General features: G+C 47.2%; 17 protein-coding genes. 11 read left to right on the top strand and 6 right to left on the bottom strand.

From position 1 onward, the window contains the following. Together MDMS009_RS13545 and pilB are read right to left on the bottom strand one after the other, a co-directional pair. The coding region (locus MDMS009_RS13545; protein WP_043888372.1) for a type II secretion system F family protein at positions 1-444 on the bottom strand (444 nt) is incomplete at its 3' end. A gap of 3 nt (positions 445-447) precedes the next feature. Then, a complete protein-coding gene (gene pilB, locus MDMS009_RS13540; RefSeq protein WP_043888371.1) occupies positions 448-2,163 on the bottom strand; it encodes a type IV-A pilus assembly ATPase PilB in 1,716 nt (571 codons plus the stop codon). A 145-nt stretch (positions 2,164-2,308) separates the two neighbouring features. On the opposite strand from pilB, the gene lptM reads away from it, so the two are divergent. The 7 genes from lptM (at position 2,309) to MDMS009_RS15925 (ending at position 10,118) form a co-directional block, all read left to right on the top strand. Next, positions 2,309-2,437: an LPS translocon maturation chaperone LptM gene (gene lptM / locus MDMS009_RS16145; RefSeq protein WP_008291970.1), complete on the top strand. Its 129-nt coding sequence runs from the start codon at positions 2,309-2,311 to the stop codon at positions 2,435-2,437. Between the two features lie 9 nt (positions 2,438-2,446). Further along, a complete protein-coding gene (lysA, locus tag MDMS009_RS13535) occupies positions 2,447-3,697 on the top strand; it encodes a diaminopimelate decarboxylase (protein ID WP_008291997.1) in 1,251 nt (416 codons plus the stop codon). Between the two features lie 2 nt (positions 3,698-3,699). After that, a complete protein-coding gene (dapF, locus tag MDMS009_RS13530; protein WP_008291976.1) occupies positions 3,700-4,545 on the top strand; it encodes a diaminopimelate epimerase in 846 nt (281 codons plus the stop codon). After that, positions 4,521-5,231 (top strand): DUF484 family protein, encoded by a 711-nt coding sequence (locus tag MDMS009_RS13525; RefSeq protein WP_008291956.1) that lies wholly within the window; start codon positions 4,521-4,523, stop codon positions 5,229-5,231. Before dapF ends, MDMS009_RS13525 begins: the two co-directional genes overlap by 25 nt. Beyond that, a complete protein-coding gene (xerC, locus tag MDMS009_RS13520) occupies positions 5,221-6,129 on the top strand; it encodes a tyrosine recombinase XerC (protein WP_008291940.1) in 909 nt (302 codons plus the stop codon). The genes MDMS009_RS13525 and xerC overlap by 11 nt, the downstream gene beginning before the upstream one ends. Positions 6,130-6,179: 50 nt before the next feature. Further along, on the top strand, positions 6,180-8,783 hold the full coding sequence (locus MDMS009_RS13515) for a DUF2339 domain-containing protein (RefSeq protein ID WP_008291927.1): 2,604 nt from the start codon (positions 6,180-6,182) through the stop codon (positions 8,781-8,783). 555 nt (positions 8,784-9,338) lie between these two features. Beyond that, positions 9,339-10,118, top strand: a complete 780-nt coding sequence (locus MDMS009_RS15925; RefSeq protein WP_008291922.1) for a hypothetical protein — start codon at positions 9,339-9,341, stop codon at positions 10,116-10,118. A gap of 6 nt (positions 10,119-10,124) precedes the next feature. On the opposite strand, the gene polA is transcribed toward MDMS009_RS15925, so the two are convergent. Next, a complete protein-coding gene (polA, locus tag MDMS009_RS13505) occupies positions 10,125-12,875 on the bottom strand; it encodes a DNA polymerase I (protein ID WP_043888370.1) in 2,751 nt (916 codons plus the stop codon). A 136-nt stretch (positions 12,876-13,011) separates the two neighbouring features. On the opposite strand from polA, the gene MDMS009_RS13500 reads away from it, so the two are divergent. Genes MDMS009_RS13500 through hldE form a run of 4 tightly spaced genes read left to right on the top strand, consistent with a single transcriptional unit; the run spans position 13,012 to position 16,809 of the window. Next, positions 13,012-13,302 (top strand): DUF2782 domain-containing protein, encoded by a 291-nt coding sequence (locus MDMS009_RS13500; protein WP_008291935.1) that lies wholly within the window; start codon positions 13,012-13,014, stop codon positions 13,300-13,302. A gap of 28 nt (positions 13,303-13,330) precedes the next feature. Then, a complete protein-coding gene (locus tag MDMS009_RS13495) occupies positions 13,331-14,278 on the top strand; it encodes a homoserine kinase (RefSeq protein ID WP_008291945.1) in 948 nt (315 codons plus the stop codon). 8 nt (positions 14,279-14,286) lie between these two features. Further along, a complete protein-coding gene (gene waaC / locus MDMS009_RS13490) occupies positions 14,287-15,324 on the top strand; it encodes a lipopolysaccharide heptosyltransferase I (RefSeq protein ID WP_043888369.1) in 1,038 nt (345 codons plus the stop codon). Between the two features lie 39 nt (positions 15,325-15,363). Further along, on the top strand, positions 15,364-16,809 hold the full coding sequence (hldE, locus tag MDMS009_RS13485) for a bifunctional D-glycero-beta-D-manno-heptose-7-phosphate kinase/D-glycero-beta-D-manno-heptose 1-phosphate adenylyltransferase HldE (RefSeq protein ID WP_008291979.1): 1,446 nt from the start codon (positions 15,364-15,366) through the stop codon (positions 16,807-16,809). Here the strand turns inward: hldE and MDMS009_RS13480 are convergent. From MDMS009_RS13480 to MDMS009_RS13470, 3 genes are read right to left on the bottom strand one after another with little or no spacing between them, the layout of a single operon-like run. Continuing rightward, positions 16,806-17,618 carry an aldo/keto reductase gene (locus tag MDMS009_RS13480; RefSeq protein WP_043888368.1) on the bottom strand — a complete coding sequence of 271 codons (813 nt, stop codon included), beginning with the start codon at positions 17,616-17,618 and terminating at the stop codon, positions 16,806-16,808. The two genes, hldE and MDMS009_RS13480, sit on opposite strands and share 4 nt — an antisense overlap. Beyond that, positions 17,619-18,809, bottom strand: a complete 1,191-nt coding sequence (locus MDMS009_RS13475; RefSeq protein WP_008291923.1) for an FAD-dependent oxidoreductase — start codon at positions 18,807-18,809, stop codon at positions 17,619-17,621. Then, complete coding sequence (locus MDMS009_RS13470) at positions 18,806-19,372, bottom strand: D-sedoheptulose-7-phosphate isomerase (RefSeq protein WP_008291990.1); 567 nt, start codon at positions 19,370-19,372, stop codon at positions 18,806-18,808. The genes MDMS009_RS13475 and MDMS009_RS13470 overlap by 4 nt, the downstream gene beginning before the upstream one ends. Positions 19,373-19,420: the final 48 nt, after the last annotated feature.

Below are 19,420 nucleotides of genomic sequence, written 5' to 3'. Positions count from 1 at the left end.
ATTGACAAGGTTGACGTAGAGATCATCAAAATAGAGAGGAAATTTCCCCAGAGACTGAGCAAGGCTGGTTCCTGACTCGACATCAGCTTTAATGGCAAGGATCATTTCTTGCATACTGGCATTTTCATGGCCTTCGCCGATGATTTGCATGGACTGCATCAGTGGTACGCCGGAAGACATCATCGTTGCTAACATGCGACTGAAAACAGCAATATCCGACGGTTTGATTTTCGGCTTGCGCGGGGCAAACAGATCTTTGGGCTTCTTTTTGATTTTCAGGGGGGCTATCCCCTGACTTCGTAATTCGGCTTTTGCCTGGTTGAGGTTTTCAGCAGAAACTTGGCCTTTAATACGTCGGCCCTGCTTATTAGTGCCTTGCCAAAGGTAGATGTTTGGCACCTTGACCTTTGTTTTTTTCGCCTTGCTCGCTATCGCTTCTGCCATGTGTTACTCCTTGATCACACGGTTAATTTCTTCAAGGCTGGTAAGACCCGCAGCCACTTTTTTGAGCCCTGATTTACGCAAATCATCAATTCCTTCTTTACTCGCTTGATCCGCTAACTGAATGGCATTACCGTCTTCCATAATTATCCGTCCCATGGCATCAGAAACAGGCATGACCTGATAGATACCAACACGGCCTTTGTAGCCCTCAGTACAGCTGTCGCATCCGACCGCTTTGTTGACAGTAATTCCGGCGTCAATCTGTTCCTGAGTAAAGCCTTCCTTAAGAAGCACATCATTGGGTAGATCTTCAGCAGTTTTACATTTGGAGCAAAGTCTTCTAGCCAAACGCTGCGCAATGATCAGTGAGACTGCAGAGGCGATATTGAAGGCAGGTACGCCCATATTGGCAAGACGTGTTAGCGTTTGTGGTGCATCGTTAGTATGTAGTGTTGAGAACACCATATGACCTGTTTGGGCTGCCTTAATAGCGATTTCCGCCGTTTCTAAGTCACGAATCTCACCCACCATGATGATGTCCGGATCCTGACGCAAGAACGCACGTAATGCTTCAGAAAAGCCAAACCCAATGGCAGGGTGAACGTTAACTTGGTTAACACCAGGCAGACTGATTTCAGCAGGATCTTCAGCGGTTGAAATATTGCGGTCACCCGTATTGAGAATATTCAATGCGGTATAAAGCGATACGGTTTTACCACTACCTGTCGGACCGGTTACCAATACCATGCCATAAGGCTTATGCATGATTTCTAAAAAGGTTGCTTTCTGGTCTTCTTCGTACCCCAATGCATCGATACCCAGCTGTGCACTTGTCGGGTCAAGAATACGTAAAACGATTTTTTCGCCAAATAAGGTGGGGCAAGTATTCACACGAAAATCAATGGCTTTGGTTTTTGACAGCTTCAAACGCATACGGCCATCTTGTGGGATGCGACGTTCTGCAATATTTAGCCGAGACAATACTTTTAGACGCGCTGCAATCCGTCCACCCAAGGCGACAGGCGCTGTTTTCATTTCGTGTAACATGCCGTCAATCCGCATGCGGACGCGGTATTTCTTTTCGTAAGGCTCAAAGTGAATATCGGATGCGCCAGCTTTGATTGCTCCGGTCAAGATGCCGTTGATAAATCGGACGACTGGCGTGTCATCGATATTAGCGGCAGTAATGTCATCGCCTTTATCAGCTTCATCCGGTCCCAGATCAATATCGTCAAGATCTTCATCACCAAAGCTGTCTAGTTGTTCATCGGTTTTATCTAATGCCTTTTCAATCACCGATGACAGCTTTTGTTCATCGACGAGAATCGGGTAGGTATTCATCGCCGTGTTGAATTGAAACTCATCAAGTGCTTGTAGGTTGGTAGGATCAGAAACCGCGATGTATAGACGCTTGCCGCGTTTAAATAAAGGCAAGGCATTGTGCTGACGAATAAGTTTTTCTTGGATGAGGCTGGTAGCCGCCATATCCAGATTCATAGCGTTGATATCAAATATCGGCACGCCAAACTCTTGCGATGCAATTGCAGCGATAGCACCACTAGCTAAGATTTTGTGATTGACCAAGTATGTGACAAAGGGTTGCTTGGCATCTTTTGCTGCGGTTTGCGCGGTATGGGCTTGCTCATCGTTTAACAAGCCTTCAGTAACTAAACGTCTTGCTAAGCCACTGAGTCTCATGGGGGGTGCCATATTTGCCATGACTATTTGCGATTCCTTAACATAAGCTGAGCTCTTAAAGGCTAATAGTATGTAAGTTAAACAAGAAATTCTAGTTTCTGCTGTCAAGACGTCTTAGTCTTTCCCGTATATACTGCCCGTTATTCATGAATTTTGGGGAATAAAAATGCAAAAATTCTTACGTTGGAATATGCCTGCCTTACTTCTGTGCAGCATGTTGATGCTGACCGCATGTGGTCAGAAGGGCGATCTTTATCTGCCGGAAGGCGAAATCGACAACATCACAGCAGGATAAGCATTTAAGATGGATTATTTTCAGTATCAGGCAGACACACTGCACGCAGAAAATGTCTCTGTAACGCAAATCACACAACAGTATGGCACCCCAACATACGTATACTCCCGTGCGACATTAGCGCGTCATTGGAAAGCCTTTGATGACGCGTTTTCAAATCATGCCCATTTGGTGTGTTATGCGGTAAAAGCCAATTCAAACTTAGCTGTATTGAATGTTCTGGCCAGACTCGGGTCGGGATTTGATATTGTTTCAGCAGGTGAATTAGCGCGTGTTATTGCGGCAGGTGGTGAAGCGGCAAAAACGGTCTTTTCGGGAGTCGGAAAAAACCGTGAAGAAATTGAATATGCGCTCAATCAAAATATTCGTTGTTTTAATGTGGAATCGATTCCCGAGTTAGCGCGTATTAATGATGTTGCGGCAATGTTAAACAAAGTCGCGCCGGTTTCTATTCGTGTCAACCCTGATGTTGACGCGCAAACCCATCCTTATATCTCTACCGGTTTGAAAGAAAATAAGTTTGGTATCGCTATCGAAGATGCCCGGACGGTGTACCAGTCAGCGAAACAGATGTCGAACCTCAATGTAGTCGGCGTTGACTGTCATATCGGCTCGCAACTGACGACCGTTTCACCGTTTGTTGACGCACTCAAACGTGTTCTGACGCTAATAGATGAATTGGCAGAAGATGGCATTACTATCAAACACCTCGATATTGGTGGTGGTTTAGGTATTCACTATCGTGATGAAACGCCGCCGACACCTGCTGAATATGCTGAGGCGTTGCAGCCATTATTAACTGATCGCGACTTAGAAATTCTGTTAGAGCCGGGGAGAGCCATCGCCGGTAACGCAGGGATTTTGCTGACCCAGGTTGAGTTTATTAAACCGACAGAAGCCAAGCAGTTTGCGATTGTCGATGCAGCCATGAATGATTTGTTGCGGCCTGCGCTGTACCAGTCATGGCAGGAAATTCAGCCAGTGATGTTAAACAGCGATGCAGAGGAAGCCACATATGATATTGTTGGTCCTATATGCGAAACAGGTGACTTTTTAGGTAAAGATCGCCTTTTAGCCATTAAACAAGGTGATTTCTTGGCCATTCGCTCGGCGGGTGCTTATGGCTTTACCATGAGTTCGAATTACAACTCGCGTCCACGTGCGGCAGAAGTAATGGTCGATGGTGATCAGGTGCATCTGGTTCGTGAACGTGAAACGATCGAATCGTTGTACGCGGGAGAGCACATTCTGCAGGCATAACCATGTTGAAATTCAGCAAAATGCATGGCCTTGGTAATGACTTTGTTGTTATCGACGCTATCGAACAAACAGTCGAATTAACATCTGCGCAAATTCAGTTTTTGTCAGACAGGCGTTTTGGTGTGGGTTGCGATCAGTTATTGCTGGTGGAAAAACCACAAACCGCAGAGGCTGATTTTCGCTATCGTATTTTCAACGCCGATGGCGGCGAAGTTGCTCAGTGTGGCAATGGCGCGCGTTGCTTTGCGCGTTTTGTGCGAGATAAAGGCCTCACGACGAAAGACACCATTGCGGTCGAAACTGCCTCTGGTTTGATTTATCCGACCTTGCAAGCTGATGGCAGCGTGACAGTGGACATGGGTAAGCCCATTTTTGAACCAGCCAAAATTCCATTTCAGGCTGAGGAAGCTACCACCTATATGCTGACAATTGATGAGCATGGCAAAAAGGAAATTGCCGCGTTGTCGATGGGAAACCCCCATGCAGTCATGCTGGTGGATGATGTGACGGTTGCATCGGTGTTGGAACTTGGCCCACTGATCGAGTCACATGAGCGTTTTCCTGAAAGGGTCAATGCGGGTTTTATGCAAATAGTCGATTCAGACTCGATTCGTCTGCGCGTATTTGAGCGTGGTGCCGGTGAAACTTCTGCTTGCGGAACGGGAGCGTGTGCTGCCGTTGTAAGCGGTATTAAACGTGGCTTGCTGAATACGATGGTGACTGTGTCACTGCCGGGTGGTGATTTACAAATAAGCTGGCCAGATCAAGACGCCTCGGTGTGGATGACTGGACCGGCGCAACATGTCTTTGATGGAGAAATTGCGTGGGCGACGATAAAGCAACATTAACTAACGCCGATATTGAGCAGTATTTGCAGGATCACCCAGATTTATTTCTGCAACAACCTCAATTGCTGGAGTTGCTGGAGTTAAACGCGTCACCGGAAGGCACAATATCTCTGGCCCAGAGGCAACTGCAACGGCTGCAAGAAAAAAATCAGCAGCTGAATGAGCAATTGCATGCCCTGATTGACAACGCGCACAGCAATAATGAGCTGCAGCAGCGTGTTCATGCTTTATGTTTACGTTTACTTGATGCGCCTGATCTGAAAAGTGTTATCGACGCATTGGTAAAAGAACTCAAACACGAGTTCTCGGCTGATGATGTGGCGCTGCGCTTGTTTTACAGTGCCGATAAACCACAGGAACTGCCAAAGCTTAGTGCCAATGTCGCACAATTGCATGCGGATGATAAAAAGCTACGCAGCTTTGATAATCTGCTGAGTAAGCAACAGCCCGTTTGTGGTCGGTTAACGAAAGCGCAGAAACAAATATTATTCAGTGGACAAGCCGATCAGATTCAATCGGTTGCTTGTTTGCCTCTAGGACACGAGCCTTGTGCGGGATTATTGGCGATCGGAAGCCACGATGCTAATCGCTTCCATGCCGATATGGCAACGGATTACCTGAGTTTCCTCGGTGAAGTGTTTATGCGTATTTTGCGCCAGTATTGTCACAGCCATCATGAGCAATGAGCTAGAGCAGCACGCTAACATTTTTCTCGACTATTTGGCGCAACAACGGCGTCTTTCACACCACACGGTAAACAATTACCGTCGTGATCTCACTCAACTGATCGATTTCTGCCAAGGACAGGAGCTGTCACACTGGCACTCAGTTAAACCTGCAGACTTGCGACAATTTATCGCCTTTCTTCATCGCAAAGGACTTGCCAGTCGCACTATCCAGCGCATGCTGTCTGCGACTCGCTCGCTCTATCAATATCTTATTCGCCAAGGCTTGGCAGAGACTAACCCTGCTCAAGCGGTACAAGCACCCAAAGCTGAAAAACGACTGCCATCGACGCTGGATGTGGATCAAATGAACGCACTGCTTGATCAGACGCAAGCGGATACCTTTGTTGCCTGTCGTGACAGAGCGATCATGGAATTATTTTACTCGTCCGGTTTACGTCTAGCTGAGTTGGCGACGCTGGATCTGCGTGATATTGATTTTGGTGATCAGCTGGTGCATGTCACAGGTAAAGGCAATAAAGATCGAGTCTGTCCTGTCGGCGCGGTCGCGATAAAGGCTTTACAAGACTGGCTGGAAAAGCGTGATCAGACAGGCTTTTTTGATCAACCAGCCGTGTTTATTACCCAGCAAGGCCGACGATTGGGAATGCGCTCGATTCAAAAACGCTTGAGCTTCTGGGGTAAAAAACAGGGCATATCTGATCGTGTTCATCCTCATCGTCTAAGGCATGCCTTTGCCTCTCATATGCTTGAATCAAGTGGTGACTTACGGGCGGTGCAGGAATTATTAGGTCATTCTGATATTTCAACGACCCAGATATACACGCATGTGGATTTCCAGCATTTAGCCAAAGTGTATGACTCGGCTCATCCCCGAGCGAAAAAACGATCAGACTGAATCACAAAACACCACGCCAATAAACAATAGCTGTACAGGGAGAAACAGAGATGGATGGCGAGATAACGTTTTTAGTTTTAACTGTGTTGTTTATTATCGCCGGCGCTGTACTCGGCTGGGTTGCCTTCTTCCGTGAGAAAGCCTTACGTAAGCAAGTCAAACAGCTAGCAGAACAACTTAGTGTGATTGAACAGGGGCAAGCTACGGCAGAGCCTGAATCGTTTTCCGACAACATAGCTTCTGAGCGGCATAGGACAGCCCCCAAGCCTGCAAGCAAAACGTCAAGCTTTGACAAACCTCCGCAGCATGAAGCGCCGAGCTATGAATCCCCTCTTAAACCAAAAGCGCGTCCGCGTTGGCAACAACATTTAATTGAAAACTGGATGACCTGGCTGGGCGGCATTAGTGTCGGTCTGGCAGGTATTTTTATGGTCAAGTACAGCATCAATATGGGCTTGCTGGGGCCAAAAGCACAGATCGCCATGGCAATGCTTACCGGTATTGGATTGCATATCGCAGCTGACTGGCTGCGCCGTCGACAGGGGAGTAGTGATCCCGTGTTTGCTTCACTGGCTGGTGGTGCAAGCATTACCCTCTATGCGGCCTTATTGGCAGCGTTACATGTTTATCAGTTAATGAATCCTACTTGGGTGTTTGTCGCCTTGGCTGTCGTGTCGCTGGTGACCATGATATTAGCTTTGTTGCATGGTCCCATGTTGGCAATGATTGGTCTGGTCGGCGCTTATGTTGTGCCGCTTTTAGTCAGTACTGGCAGCGGTAATATTTTTGCCGCGATGATTTACAGTTTAATCATCAGCGGTGCCGGACTGCTATTGATTCGATATGTCAGCAAGAGCTGGTTGTGGTGGGGAGTGGTCGCAGGTGCTTTGGGCTGGTGGTTACTATCGCTGACATCAACTCAGCCTGAGGCGTTTCGTGGTATCTACTTAGCGATTTTTGCCTGGATGTTACTGGCGATTCCAAGCTTTGATTGGCTGCTGCAAGCTAATAGCAGACATCTCTTTAAGTTGGCAGACAATAAAACTATCAACACCGCGGCAGGGTTTATCTCCATGAATCAACTGGTCATGGTGCTGATTGTGCTGGCATGGGCAGCGTCTATTTATGTTCAGGGGCTCAGTGCGATTAATTTTGGTTTATGGGCGTTGCTGGTGGTGATCTGTTTTGCCGCCACTCAGCGCCATAGTCTATGGGCCTTACCGTGGTTGAGCTTAGGAGTACAGTGGCTGGTTTGGCTATTGTTAGCGTTTAATGTGCAGTTAGATACAAGTCATTATCCCCAAGTTACGCTGACCACAGAGCAACAGTACAGCTTCCTGATTTATAGCGGATTGATGACGGTGTTGTATTCAAGTTTGGCAGGCTGGCAGTGGTTAAAGCTGGGCTTTAGCCACTCCCGATCCTCATTGGCATTATTATCGCCGCTGGTGTGGCTGACATTGGCTTATCTCTGCGTTAACGGTATTTCTCAATCTTTGTCATGGAGCATCGCAACGTTGCTGGCTGGATTAGGGTATGGCTTATTTGCTGCGCTCAGATTAGAGCGGGATAAAAGCGACCAAATGGTGCTTTGGCTAACCTTATCCACCCATGTCGCTTATACCTTGGCGGTCGCCATTTATTTCCGCGAAGCCTCATTGTCTCTCGCCTTATCTGCACAGTTATTGTCATTAAGCTGGCTGATGAAACGCTACCAGCTACCGTGGCTGGAATGGATGATCAAAGCCGCACTAGCGATGGTGATTTTGCGCCTGACCTTCAACCCGTGGTTGCTCGACTACGCTAGCGATATGCATTGGACTATCTGGACCTATGGTGGTGCAACCGTATTTGCGTTGTTAGCCAGCCGACAATGTCAGGCAGGTAGTCATTTGCGGGCGTGGCTGGAAGCCGCGACATTGCACCTGTTTGTATTAACCTTGGGTACGGAGCTACGTTATTGGTTATATGACGGTAATGTGTTCGCTCATGACTACAGTTTGGTGGAAGCTTCCATTAATGCCTCGTTATGGGCGGCGCTCGCATTAACCTATCAGTACCGAGCTAAAGTCAGCCACAGTCTGGCCACGCTCTATCAAGTCTGCTCCAAAATCCTGTTACTCATGGCATTAGCGAGTTACGGCATAGCGGCTTTGATTCATAACCCATGGTGGAGCGGCGAACTTCTCTCTCCGACGCCAGTGTTTAATATTCTCTTATTGGCGTATGGCGCACCGATTATCTGGGCGTTGCTAGTGGCTTATTATCATCAGCCACGGTATCGGCAATTGGCATTACGCTTTGCTGGTCTGGCATTGATGCTGTTTGTGGCACTGGAAATAAGACAGCTGTGGCAGGGTGAAAACGTATCGCTCAATAAGCTTACCGGTGATGGCGAGTTATATACCTACTCAGTGGTGTGGATGCTGATGGCGATTGCCGGTGTATTGTTAGGGACGCGCTGGGGAATTAAAGACGTATACAAAGCCGGTATGGGCTTGTTGGCGGTAGTGATTGCTAAGATCTTTTTGGTGGATATGTCGGGCTTGGATGGATTATGGCGGGTGGCGGCGTTTATGGGGCTTGGTTTATCTTTGTTGGGATTGGCTTGGTTGTATAAGCGGATGCAAGGGGAGGTTCAATCTGTCGAATGAACGCTTATGAAGAAGCATCGTTCTGAGCTTATTATTCAGACGCTGCCGCGGGGCGTTCATTTTCTTTGTTTGCCCAAAGAAAACGAACCAAAAGAAAAGGCAGCCCATGCTTGCCCTGCGGGTTCCCTGCGCTTCTCAATCAGTTTGGAACACGACGAAAACTCGCTACGCTCAAACACTCGCCGTGTTTAACCCAAACTGCTTTGCGATGCTCGGCTTCGCATAAGGGCAAAAGAAAAGGGAACTATCGCAGCAGCTAAGACAGTATCCATAGATCCCCTTTCGTGCTGACGAGTAGCACAGCTTTATCTGGATAACGGCTGGTCAGTGTCTGAGCGTAGCGAGTTTTGACCAGACGCCAGATAAAGCGAGCAACGCAGTGGCGCCGCAGGCCAGCACATTGGGGTGCCCTAGGGTTGTTAGGGAAATGGGCACGCATTTCCCTGACTCGCCATTAAGGCGAAACTGCTTAGTAAACGCTCAACAATAGAATTTAGTATATTGCACGACTTAAGGATATTTTGAAAAACACTTGTTCAAAATAGGGAGATGTTGATGAACGATGTTATTAATGCGATTGGAGCCAGATTTAGGTCTCCATACTTTGGGTATGCAGTTCTTACTTTTTTTGCATTAAATTGGAGAGGGATATTTTTACTCCTTACTTTAGAGTCAGAACCTGAGCTGAGGTTATCTGCTTTTGACGCTCAAACAAATTTCTGGACTTTGGTGGTTCTCCCATTGATATTTGGTGTTCTTGTTGCGGCTTCATCACAGTGGATACGTTATGGGTTTCAATTGGTTTCTAGAAAGCCACTTGAGTTACTTGAAATCTTGACATTAGAGGCCGAGAACACAAAACTCATAAAGCAGAACGAATTAGAACAAAAGCGAGCTCAATATTTCTCTGATAGAGAAGAAGAGTTGATTGGTAGGGCAAAAAGAGATGAAGAAGTTTCTCAGATTACTGATTCGCAGACCAAGGATAAATTATCAACTCAGCTAGAACAGTTAAGAAAAGAACGTGATGCTTTATCTAAACAAGTTCAGGTGAGTAACATGGAGCCGAGCTTATCAGAGGCAGCTGAAATGATTTTAAAAGCTGCGATAGATACAAATGATGGAAATATCATAAAGTTAAGTACATTTGATGGCGATTTCTTAGAAATCGGACGTGAATATTACGGTATAGAAGGTACTCGTGAGTTTGCAAAATTTGAAGCTGCACTAGAAGAGTTAATTCAGTATGGCTTAGTAAAAAACATAGGTAACAATGATACGAATTTCAAGTTGACACACCAAGGTTGGCTTGAGGGCAAGGGATTGAGGAATTAGCCTTTATCAGTGTGCCTGCTCCCAATTATCCCCAACCCCAATTCCTACCTCTAAAGGCACTTTCAGCTCCGCTGCCCCCATCATAAATTTTTCAATGGTGTCTTTCGCCATATCCAACTGTTCTAAAGGCACTTCGAAGACTAATTCATCATGCACCTGCATGATCATACGAATACCGGTATCAGCCTCGGATAACCAGCTATGAATAGCAATCATGGCGCGTTTGATGATGTCAGCCGCGCTACCTTGCATGGGGGCGTTAATGGCGGTGCGTTCGGCATACTGGCGGCGCATACCATTACTGGAGTTGATTTCAGGCAGATAGAGACGGCGTCCGAAAATCGTTTCTACATAACCTTGCTCTTTGGCCTGCTCACGGGTGTTGTCCATGTACTGACGTACGCCAGGGTAGCGGTCGAAATAGGTCTGCATATAGTCGGCAGCCTGATGACGCTCAATACCAAGTTGCTTGGATAGACCATGAGCGGACATGCCATAAATCAGGCCAAAGTTAATGGCTTTGGCGCTGCGACGTTGATCACTGCTGACATCTTCTAATGCAATATCGAAGATTTCTGAGGCGGTATGACGGTGAATATCTTCCCCTGCGGCAAAGGCTTTGAGCAGGCTCTCATCACCGGATAAGTGCGCCATGATGCGTAACTCAATTTGGGAGTAGTCAGCGGCAAGCAGGGTATAGCCATTGCTAGCAACAAAGGCTTCGCGAATGCGTCGACCATTTTCACTACGAATAGGAATATTTTGCAGGTTGGGATCGGATGACGACAAGCGGCCTGTTGCTGTGACGGCCTGATGGTACGAAGTGTGTACTCGCCCACTGCTTTTATTAACCTGCAAGGGAAGCTTATCGGTGTAGGTCGATTTAAGTTTGCTTAAGCCCCGATACTGCATGATTATTTGGGGTAATTCATAGCCGTCATCTGCCAAGCCTTGTAATACTTCTTCTGCTGTGGATGGCTGGCCTTTAGGAGTTTTCTTTTTAACTGGCAGTTCCTGCTTTTCATACAAGATTTCTTGTAATTGCTTAGGCGAGCCAAGGTTAAATGTTTGTCCCGCCGATTCATGTGCCTGCTTTTCTAACTCGGCAATTTGGTGCGCCATATTATCGCTTTGGCTTTGCAGCATCCAGATATCGATATTGACGCCGTTGCGTTCCAGTGTGTTGAGCACAGGTAATAAGGGCATTTCTAATTCGGAGTAAACCTTTACTAACGATGGAATAGCCTGAATTCGTGGCCATAAGGTTTCGTGTAGTTGCAGCGTGATATCAGCGTCTTCTGCGGCATACGGGGCTGCTTCTTCTAAGCCAATCTGATTGAAGGTCAGCTGCTTTTTGCCTTTACCGGCAATATCTTCAAAGTGAATGGTGTCGCGATCCAGATATTTTTTCGCCAGAGAGTCCATATCGTGACGGGTTGCCGTGCTGTCTAGCACATAGGACTCCAGCATGGTGTCATGAGCGATGCCTTGCAGGTTGATATCGTGGTTTAGTAAGACATGGCGATCATATTTGAGGTTTTGTCCGACTTTGAGCTTTGTCGGATCTTCCAGCAGCGGTTTTAGGTCCGCCATCACGGCATCAAAATCAAGCTGATCCGGTGCGCCAGGATAATCATGATTGAGTGGTAAGTAGGCGGCTTCTCCGGCTTTTACCGCAAACGAGACCCCAACGATGCGCGCCTCGAGATAATCGAGACTGGTGGTTTCAGTGTCAAAGGCAAACAGTTTCGCCTCATTGAGTTTTTTCAGCCAGTCTTGCCACTGCTGTTCGTTGAGAATGGTGTGGTAGTCCTGCTCACGAGTAGTGTGATCATTTACTGGTGTTGAAGCTGCTGTGACCACCGTTGTGCTGTTTACTGACTCCAGTTCGTTGATCCAGCTTCGAAATTCCATTTGTTTAAATAATGTAAGCAGCGACTGGGTGTCTTGTTCTTGGTTTTTAATCGCTTCAATATCGATGTCTAATTCAACATCGCATTTAATCGTGGCAAGCAGGTAACTCAGCTCGGCCATATCTTTATTTTCGGCGAGTTTTTCCGGCATTTTCTTCGCGCCACGAAAATCAAGGCTGCGCACCGCTTCTAGGTCTTGATAAATGTCTTTAATGCTGCCGAGACTTTGAATTAACGCTAAAGCCGTTTTTTCGCCGACACCGGGTACGCCGGGAATGTTATCGACCTTGTCACCCATCAAAGCGAGAAAATCAATAATCAACTCAGGGGGCAGACCAAACTTTTCTTTGACGCCGTCAGGATCTAAGGTGGTTTCGGTCATGGTGTTTACCAGCGTGACATGCTGATTCACCAGTTGCGCCATATCCTTGTCGCCAGTGCTGATAACAACATCAAGCCCTTTTTCCGTTGCTTGCCGGGCAAAAGTGCCAATAACATCGTCGGCTTCGACGCCGTCGATTACCAGCAACGGTAAGCCCATCGCTTTGATAATGTCATGAATGGGTTGCACTTGGGAGCGCAAGTCATCCGGCATCGGTGGACGCTGCGCTTTGTAATCTTCAAATAATTCGTCGCGGAATGTTTTGCCTTTGGCATCGAAGATAACGGCAATGGGACTGTCGGGATAATCAGCCAGTAAACGCCGTAACATGGCAGTGACACCTCGTACTGCACCTGTGGGCTCACCGGCCGAATTACGTAGGTCAGCTTTGAACATCGCGTGAAAAGCGCGATAGAGATAAGAGGAACCGTCGACTAAAACAACAGGGGCTGATTGACTCATAAGCGTTATCGATTACCGTTTAATTGCGAACAGATTGCTTTTCTCCAAGCAGTGGAAATGCTATCTTTACTGCGAAATGACACGGAGCATTCACATGTTTAATAAAATCGCTATTGTATGCGCAGTTGCACTTGTAATGACAGCCAATGTTTGGGCTGATGAAGAATCGGTCATGGAAAAGCCACCTGTTATTCCTGAGCCATTACAAAGCGGTGACAGCATAGAGCCCGAAGTCAATATTATTCAAAGAGAAGACCGTACCATTGAGGAATACCGTGTAGGCGGTCAACTTTATATGATTAAAGTGATTCCTTCGGTCGGTAAACCTTACTACCTCACAGATACAGACGGTGACGGATCGTTAGAATCAAAAAGCTTTGAGCTGGATTCCGGCGCCGTACCCAACTGGATTCTGCTGGAATGGTAGGCAATATCCTTTAATCTGAGCAGTTTTCATGTCGGTTTACACTGAAGTCGAACGCGACGAATTAGTCGCGTTTTTGGGTGAGTATGCGGTTGGTGATTTGGTGTCTTATGAAGGCATCAGTGACGGTATCGAAAACACCAATTATTTCGTTACCACCACGCAAGGTAAGTTTGTGCTTACTTTATTCGAGCATCATGACTTTGCTGAGTTAGGCTATTTTCTCGATGTAATGACGTTTTTTTACCAGCATGGCATTCCTTCGGCGCATCCTGCTGCCGATAAGCAAGGCCAATACTTAAAAACCTTATCCGGTAAACCTGCGGCGTTAGTCGTGCGACTGGCTGGCCGAGGCGTTAATACTGAGGCAACCTTGGGGCAATGCGCGGAAATTGGCGCTATCCTAGGTGAAATGCATTTGGCAGGTAAAGACTTTACCGCCCGTCGTGCAACCGAACGCGGTGCAGACTGGCGTCAAAGTACGGCGGAAACCCTACTGACGCATCTCGATGACGATGTGACTGACATGCTGCGTGATGAACTGCGCGTGCAATCGGCTTATGCAACATTGGATTTGCCCTGGGGCGTGACCCATTCCGATTTATTCCGTGATAACGCTTTATTTGATGGCGATGAACTGACCGGCATTATCGACTTTTATTACGCCAGTGATGAATACCTGCTTTATGATCTAGCTGTGGCGGTTAATGACTGGTGTGTCGATGAAACAGGCTTGCCGGATCAACAGCGTTATCAAACCATGATGCAACACTACCTTGAAAAGCGCAGCTTGACGCAGGCGGAGCAGGCTAACTGGAATTTGGTGTTACGCGCGGCTGCTTTGCGGTTTTGGCTCTCACGTTTACAAGACCAGATCTTCCCTCGCGAAGGTGAGCTGACACAAATTAAAAATCCAGATGCTTTTCTTAAAATCCTCAGGTTCCATCGTGAACATCCTCTAACGCTTGAGTTCAACTGACACCTTCAATGCGCGTTTTAATCATTAAACTGACATCGATGGGTGATCTGATGCATGCTTTGCCTGCGTTAACAGATGCCGCATCGGTGTTTCCCGATATAGAGTTTGACTGGGTGGTAGACAAGGCTTTTTCGGCTGTGCCGAAATGGCATCCACGGATTCGAAAAGTCATTACCACTTCTCACCGTAATTGGCGTCAGGGCTGGTGGAAAAATATCAAAAATGGCGAAATAGCGACCTTTTATAAAGGACTCAATGCTGACGATTACGATGTCGTCGTGGATATGCAGAACAACCTGAAAAGTGCCTTTGTCAGTCTGCTCCGAAAAGGCCCTGTTTATGGCCTTGATAAATACAGTTGTCGGGAAAAACCTGCGCATCTGGCTTATCGCCACCCGATTAATGTAAACCCCAATCAACATGCCGTTGAGCGTATGCGTCAGATATTAGCTTCTGCGCTCGGCTACAGCGTACCTAATGACCATGCAGATTACGGTGTCAAACTGGATCATTGTCAGTTACCAGCGTTAGATTTTGCCTTACCTCAGCGTTATTTAATGTTGGTGCATAATGCGAGTTGGCTGACCAAATTATGGCCAGTCAAGCATTGGCAGGCCTTGGTGTTGAAAGCCGCAGAAAAGGGCTACGGTCTATTATTGCCTAGCGGTAATGAAGAGGAATATCAGCGTGCTCAGCAGATCGCTTCAGTCAGTGAGCATGCACATGCTTTACCGCGATTACCGCTGGATAATATTGTGGCCTTGATGCAAGGTGCTGATGCGGCCTTGTGTAGTGATACCGGGCTTGCGCATATGGCTGCCATGTTAGGAAAACCAGCGATCACCATTTATGGTTCAACCGATACCCATCTGATTGGCACGTTTGGCGACAATCAGCAGCATTTAATCACGGGCATGTCTTGCTCACCTTGTTATAAACGTCGTTGTCCTCTGCCGGAAGCCGTCGATGGCCACCCTGTGTGTATGGCTGATATGGAAGTCAATCAGGTCTGGCATAGACTGGAAAGCGTTTTACAAGCACAATAACGTCATTGTTTTGTCCAGAGCAGGCTCATTACGCCCACTATGAAACACGAATTTCCTGAATTTCACCAAGCCAGAGTGGCTGTTATCGGCGATTTAATGCTAGATCGTTTCTACTTTGGTAAAGCCAGTCGTATTTCCCCGGAAGCCCCCGTTCCTGTTGTGAATGTTGATCGTCTGGAAGATGTACCCGGCGGGGCCGGCAATGTGGCAATGAATATTGCTTCACTCGGCGCGACGTGCAACCTGACCGGTGTCAGTGGATTGGATGAGGCGGCAACTGTACTCAAGCAACGTCTGCATTCTGTCGGGGTTAACTGTCTGTTTCATCAAAGCCGTGATGCTGGCACCATTATCAAATCTCGCATCGTCAGTAATCATCAACAGCTGTTGCGAATGGATTTTGAAGAACGCTTCAAACCTGAACTGGCTACAGAAATGCAAAGCCTTGCTGAGCAAGTGACCAACAATGCGAAAGTGATGGTTCTGTCGGATTACAACAAAGGCACCTTGTCTGAGCCACAATTCTGGATTGATACTGCTAAACAGAAAGATATTCAGGTGCTGGTGGATCCCAAGGGAAGTGATTTTACACGGTACCGAGGTGCTGATCTAATTACACCAAATATGACGGAGTTCGAAGCGGTTGCCGGCAAGATCGAGTCAGAAGGCGACTTAATTTCAAAAGCCCAAACGCTGATTAAGCAGCTCGATATCAAAGCAATTCTGATCACGCGTAGTGAACACGGTATGACCTTGATTCGTGCTGATCAGCCTGAGTTTCACTTGCCCGCTATTGCCAAAGAAGTCGCCGATGTAACCGGTGCTGGCGATACTGTTATATCAACGTTGGCATCAGCCTTGGCAGCAGGGCAAGATCTGGAATATGCGGTGACATTGGCAAATGTTGCAGCGAGCATTGTGGTCAGCAAATTAGGCACATCGACCGTCAGTGGGCCTGAACTTAAAACCGAATATGAACGTCATCAGGGTTTGAATAATACCGATCACAGTTTTTGTGGCGCGGTCACCATTGAACAGTTGAAAATTGCTGTTGAGCAAGCGAAACAGCGTGGCGAGAAAGTGGTGTTTACCAATGGCTGCTTCGATATTTTGCATGCAGGGCATGTCAGCTATTTGCAGCAAGCAAGGGCTCAGGGCGATCGTTTAATTGTCGCGATAAATACTGATGAATCGGTGACCAAGCTTAAAGGCGAAGGGCGACCTATCAATACCGCTGAACGGCGCTTAACGGTATTGGCAGGCTTGGCCGATGTCGATTGGGTAACGTGCTTCCAAGGTGATACGCCAGAAGATTTATTGCGTTATATTCAGCCTGATATTTTAGTCAAAGGCGGCGATTACGATAAAAAAGGCGTAGTCGGTTGGGAAATCGTTGAAGGCTATGGCGGTGAAGTCAAAGTCATGGGCTTGGTTGAAAACTGTTCTACCACCGCAATAGTCAATAAAATCCATCAGGGACGTTAGACTTTACTCAGTGCCTGCGCTGCTTTGGTGACGTTGTCTTTTAGGTGCTCGGGATTAATGGTGCCGATAATAATGCTGCTGACAGCAGGTTCGGCAAAGATAAAATCGAAATTTGCCTGAACGATATCCGAATCTAAGGCATTTTTTGCCAGATGACCACTGCCTAGCGCTTTTTTAATAAAAATCCCTTTGTTATCTATCGCTGCCTGCTTTAATACCGCGCGTTCTGCTTGATACTCAAGGTTATGCATCACCATTGCCATATCGGCTTGCTGTAAGGCTTTGATGCCGCCTTCAACGGTCTTGGTCGACATGCCGGTCGCCCTGACAAGACCTCGTTGCTTTAAATCTGCCAGTGTTTGCAATGCACCGTATTGATCAATAACGTCAGTGTCGTTGCCATCAGAGTGAATCAGAACAATATCTAAAACCTCACGCTGCAATAGTTTTAAACTATTTTCGACGCTATTGATGATTGATTCCGGTCTGAAGTCATAACGTGATTCGCCCGATTGGCTATCAAAATATTCACCAGCTTTGGTGGCGATAAGCCACTCATGCGATTGATGTTTGAGTAACTGCCCCAGACGTTGTTCGCTGTGGCCATAAGCGGGAGCGGTATCAATCAGGTTTATGCCTAAGTCCCAGCTTAAAGCGAGTAAATCAGCCGCTTGCTTATCATTTGGAATTTTAAAGCCTTCTGGGTATTTGACCGCCTTGTCACGGCCCAGCTTAACGGTGCCAAGTCCGAGGGGTGAGACGTTGACGCCAGTATCGGCAATGGTTTTTCTCTGTGACAAGTAAGTCATTTAAAAGGCTCTGTCCCACAAGGTCTCGGCAACTTGTGGATGTTGGAATGCCGGGTTTTTATGTGCGCCTGCCTGAAGTTTTGCTGATTCCAGTTGTTTGAAGACTTGATCGGTTAAGTCGGGCGCTAGCGCTAGTTTGGTCGGCCAGCAGATATGCATATTGCCTTGGCTACTGACAAAAGCACTATCAGGGCGGCTTAAGCTTGATTGTTGGGGCTCAGCACGATTGACCGGATGTGTTGCCCAGTCTAGTTCTGGTAGCTCAAACCATGGAAGAATATCGCTCAATAATAGCTTGGCTTCTTCTATTAATCGGGCTTTGTCTTTACCCACGCCTTGCTCAGCAATATTACCCCCCAGATACCAGACAACTTCACCGCTTTTATTAACGTGACTTGAGATAGTGGCAATTGGTTTTGAGCCTGAGCCTAAGCTATGAGCATAGATCGCAGGTAAGGGTTTATCCGTCTGTTTGCTTTTGCATAACAGCATCTGCAATGGACGCCGTTGCATGGCCGGCTTGCTGATATTCAACGCGTTGAGTATGGCTTCATTACCTTCACCGGCAGTAAAAACAAAATGCTGAGCCTGAATTTCATAGCTATCAACGGTCAGAGATGACAGGTGATCGCCTTGTTTTTGCCACGCATACGTTGATTCTTTGGGTACCGCCAACATGCGGTCATGGAATGGCTTCACAAGTGCTTCTAACAGACTGGGAACATCAAGCACAGGTTCATCTAATTGATACAAAGCGCCTTTAAAGGCCGGATCTTGAAATAATGCCGGGCGGTTCTGTAAAGGAACGCTCTGCATACGACTGCTCAGCGCTTTACTGGCAAAAAAAGAGACCATTTTTGACGATAAGCGATCTTTTGACCATAGCAGTTGGTGTTCGGCGAGTTTTTTGACGGAAGTCAGGTCGATTTCGCCTTTACCCTCTAAACAACTTTTCCAGCGCGCCGGCATATTGCTAATCACTTGCGAGGCTTTAGACAAGATGCCATTGAGTGCATATTTACTGCCACCATGGATAATGCCTTGCGAGCTTAAGGTCTGCCCCTGACCGATTTTGCCATTTTCAATTAACACAGCGTGATAACCGGCCTGATTAAGGCGATTATGCAGCCAAAGACCGGCAATACCTGCGCCGATAATTGCTACGTCGGTCGTAATTTGCTGGCGGCTCATGAAATGGCTGGACTGTCTTCGTCGAGTGCTTCACACAGCCAATGACCGATGAGGATATGGCCTTCCTGAACGCGAGCGGTTTCGGTGCTTGGCACGCGGATACAGTCATCAGCAATATGTTTTAATTGACCACCGTCTTCACCGGTGAAAGCGCACGTCCAGACATCGTATTTCTGAGCGGTTTTGATACCACTGATGACGTTAGCGCTATTGCCTGATGTAGACAGGCCAATGGCAATATCACCAGGTTTAGATAACGCCTCGATCTGGCGGTCAAAGATAGAATCAAAGCTGTAGTCATTACCGTGTGCAGTGAGAATTGAGGTATCTGTGGTTAAGGCAATCGCAGCATAAGCGCGGCGCTCTTTGTGATACCTGACTACAAATTCTGCCGCCAGATGTTGCGCATCGGAGGCGCTACCGCCATTACCAAAGAAGAAGACTTTATTGCCGTTATCAAGACACTGTTTGATTCGCTCAATTAAAGCCGTTACTTGTGGTTCGAGTGTAAACAGCCCTTCGATCATGGATTGATGTCGAGCCAAGGTTGATTTGAATGACACGGCTTACCTCTATTTCAGCTAGGTGGTACTATTGCGTGTGATTGAGCG

This window comes from Methylophaga thiooxydans DMS010, assembly GCF_000156355.1.
Classification (GTDB): domain Bacteria; phylum Pseudomonadota; class Gammaproteobacteria; order Nitrosococcales; family Methylophagaceae; genus Methylophaga; species Methylophaga thiooxydans.
This window is presented reverse-complemented; position numbering and strand designations above follow the sequence as displayed.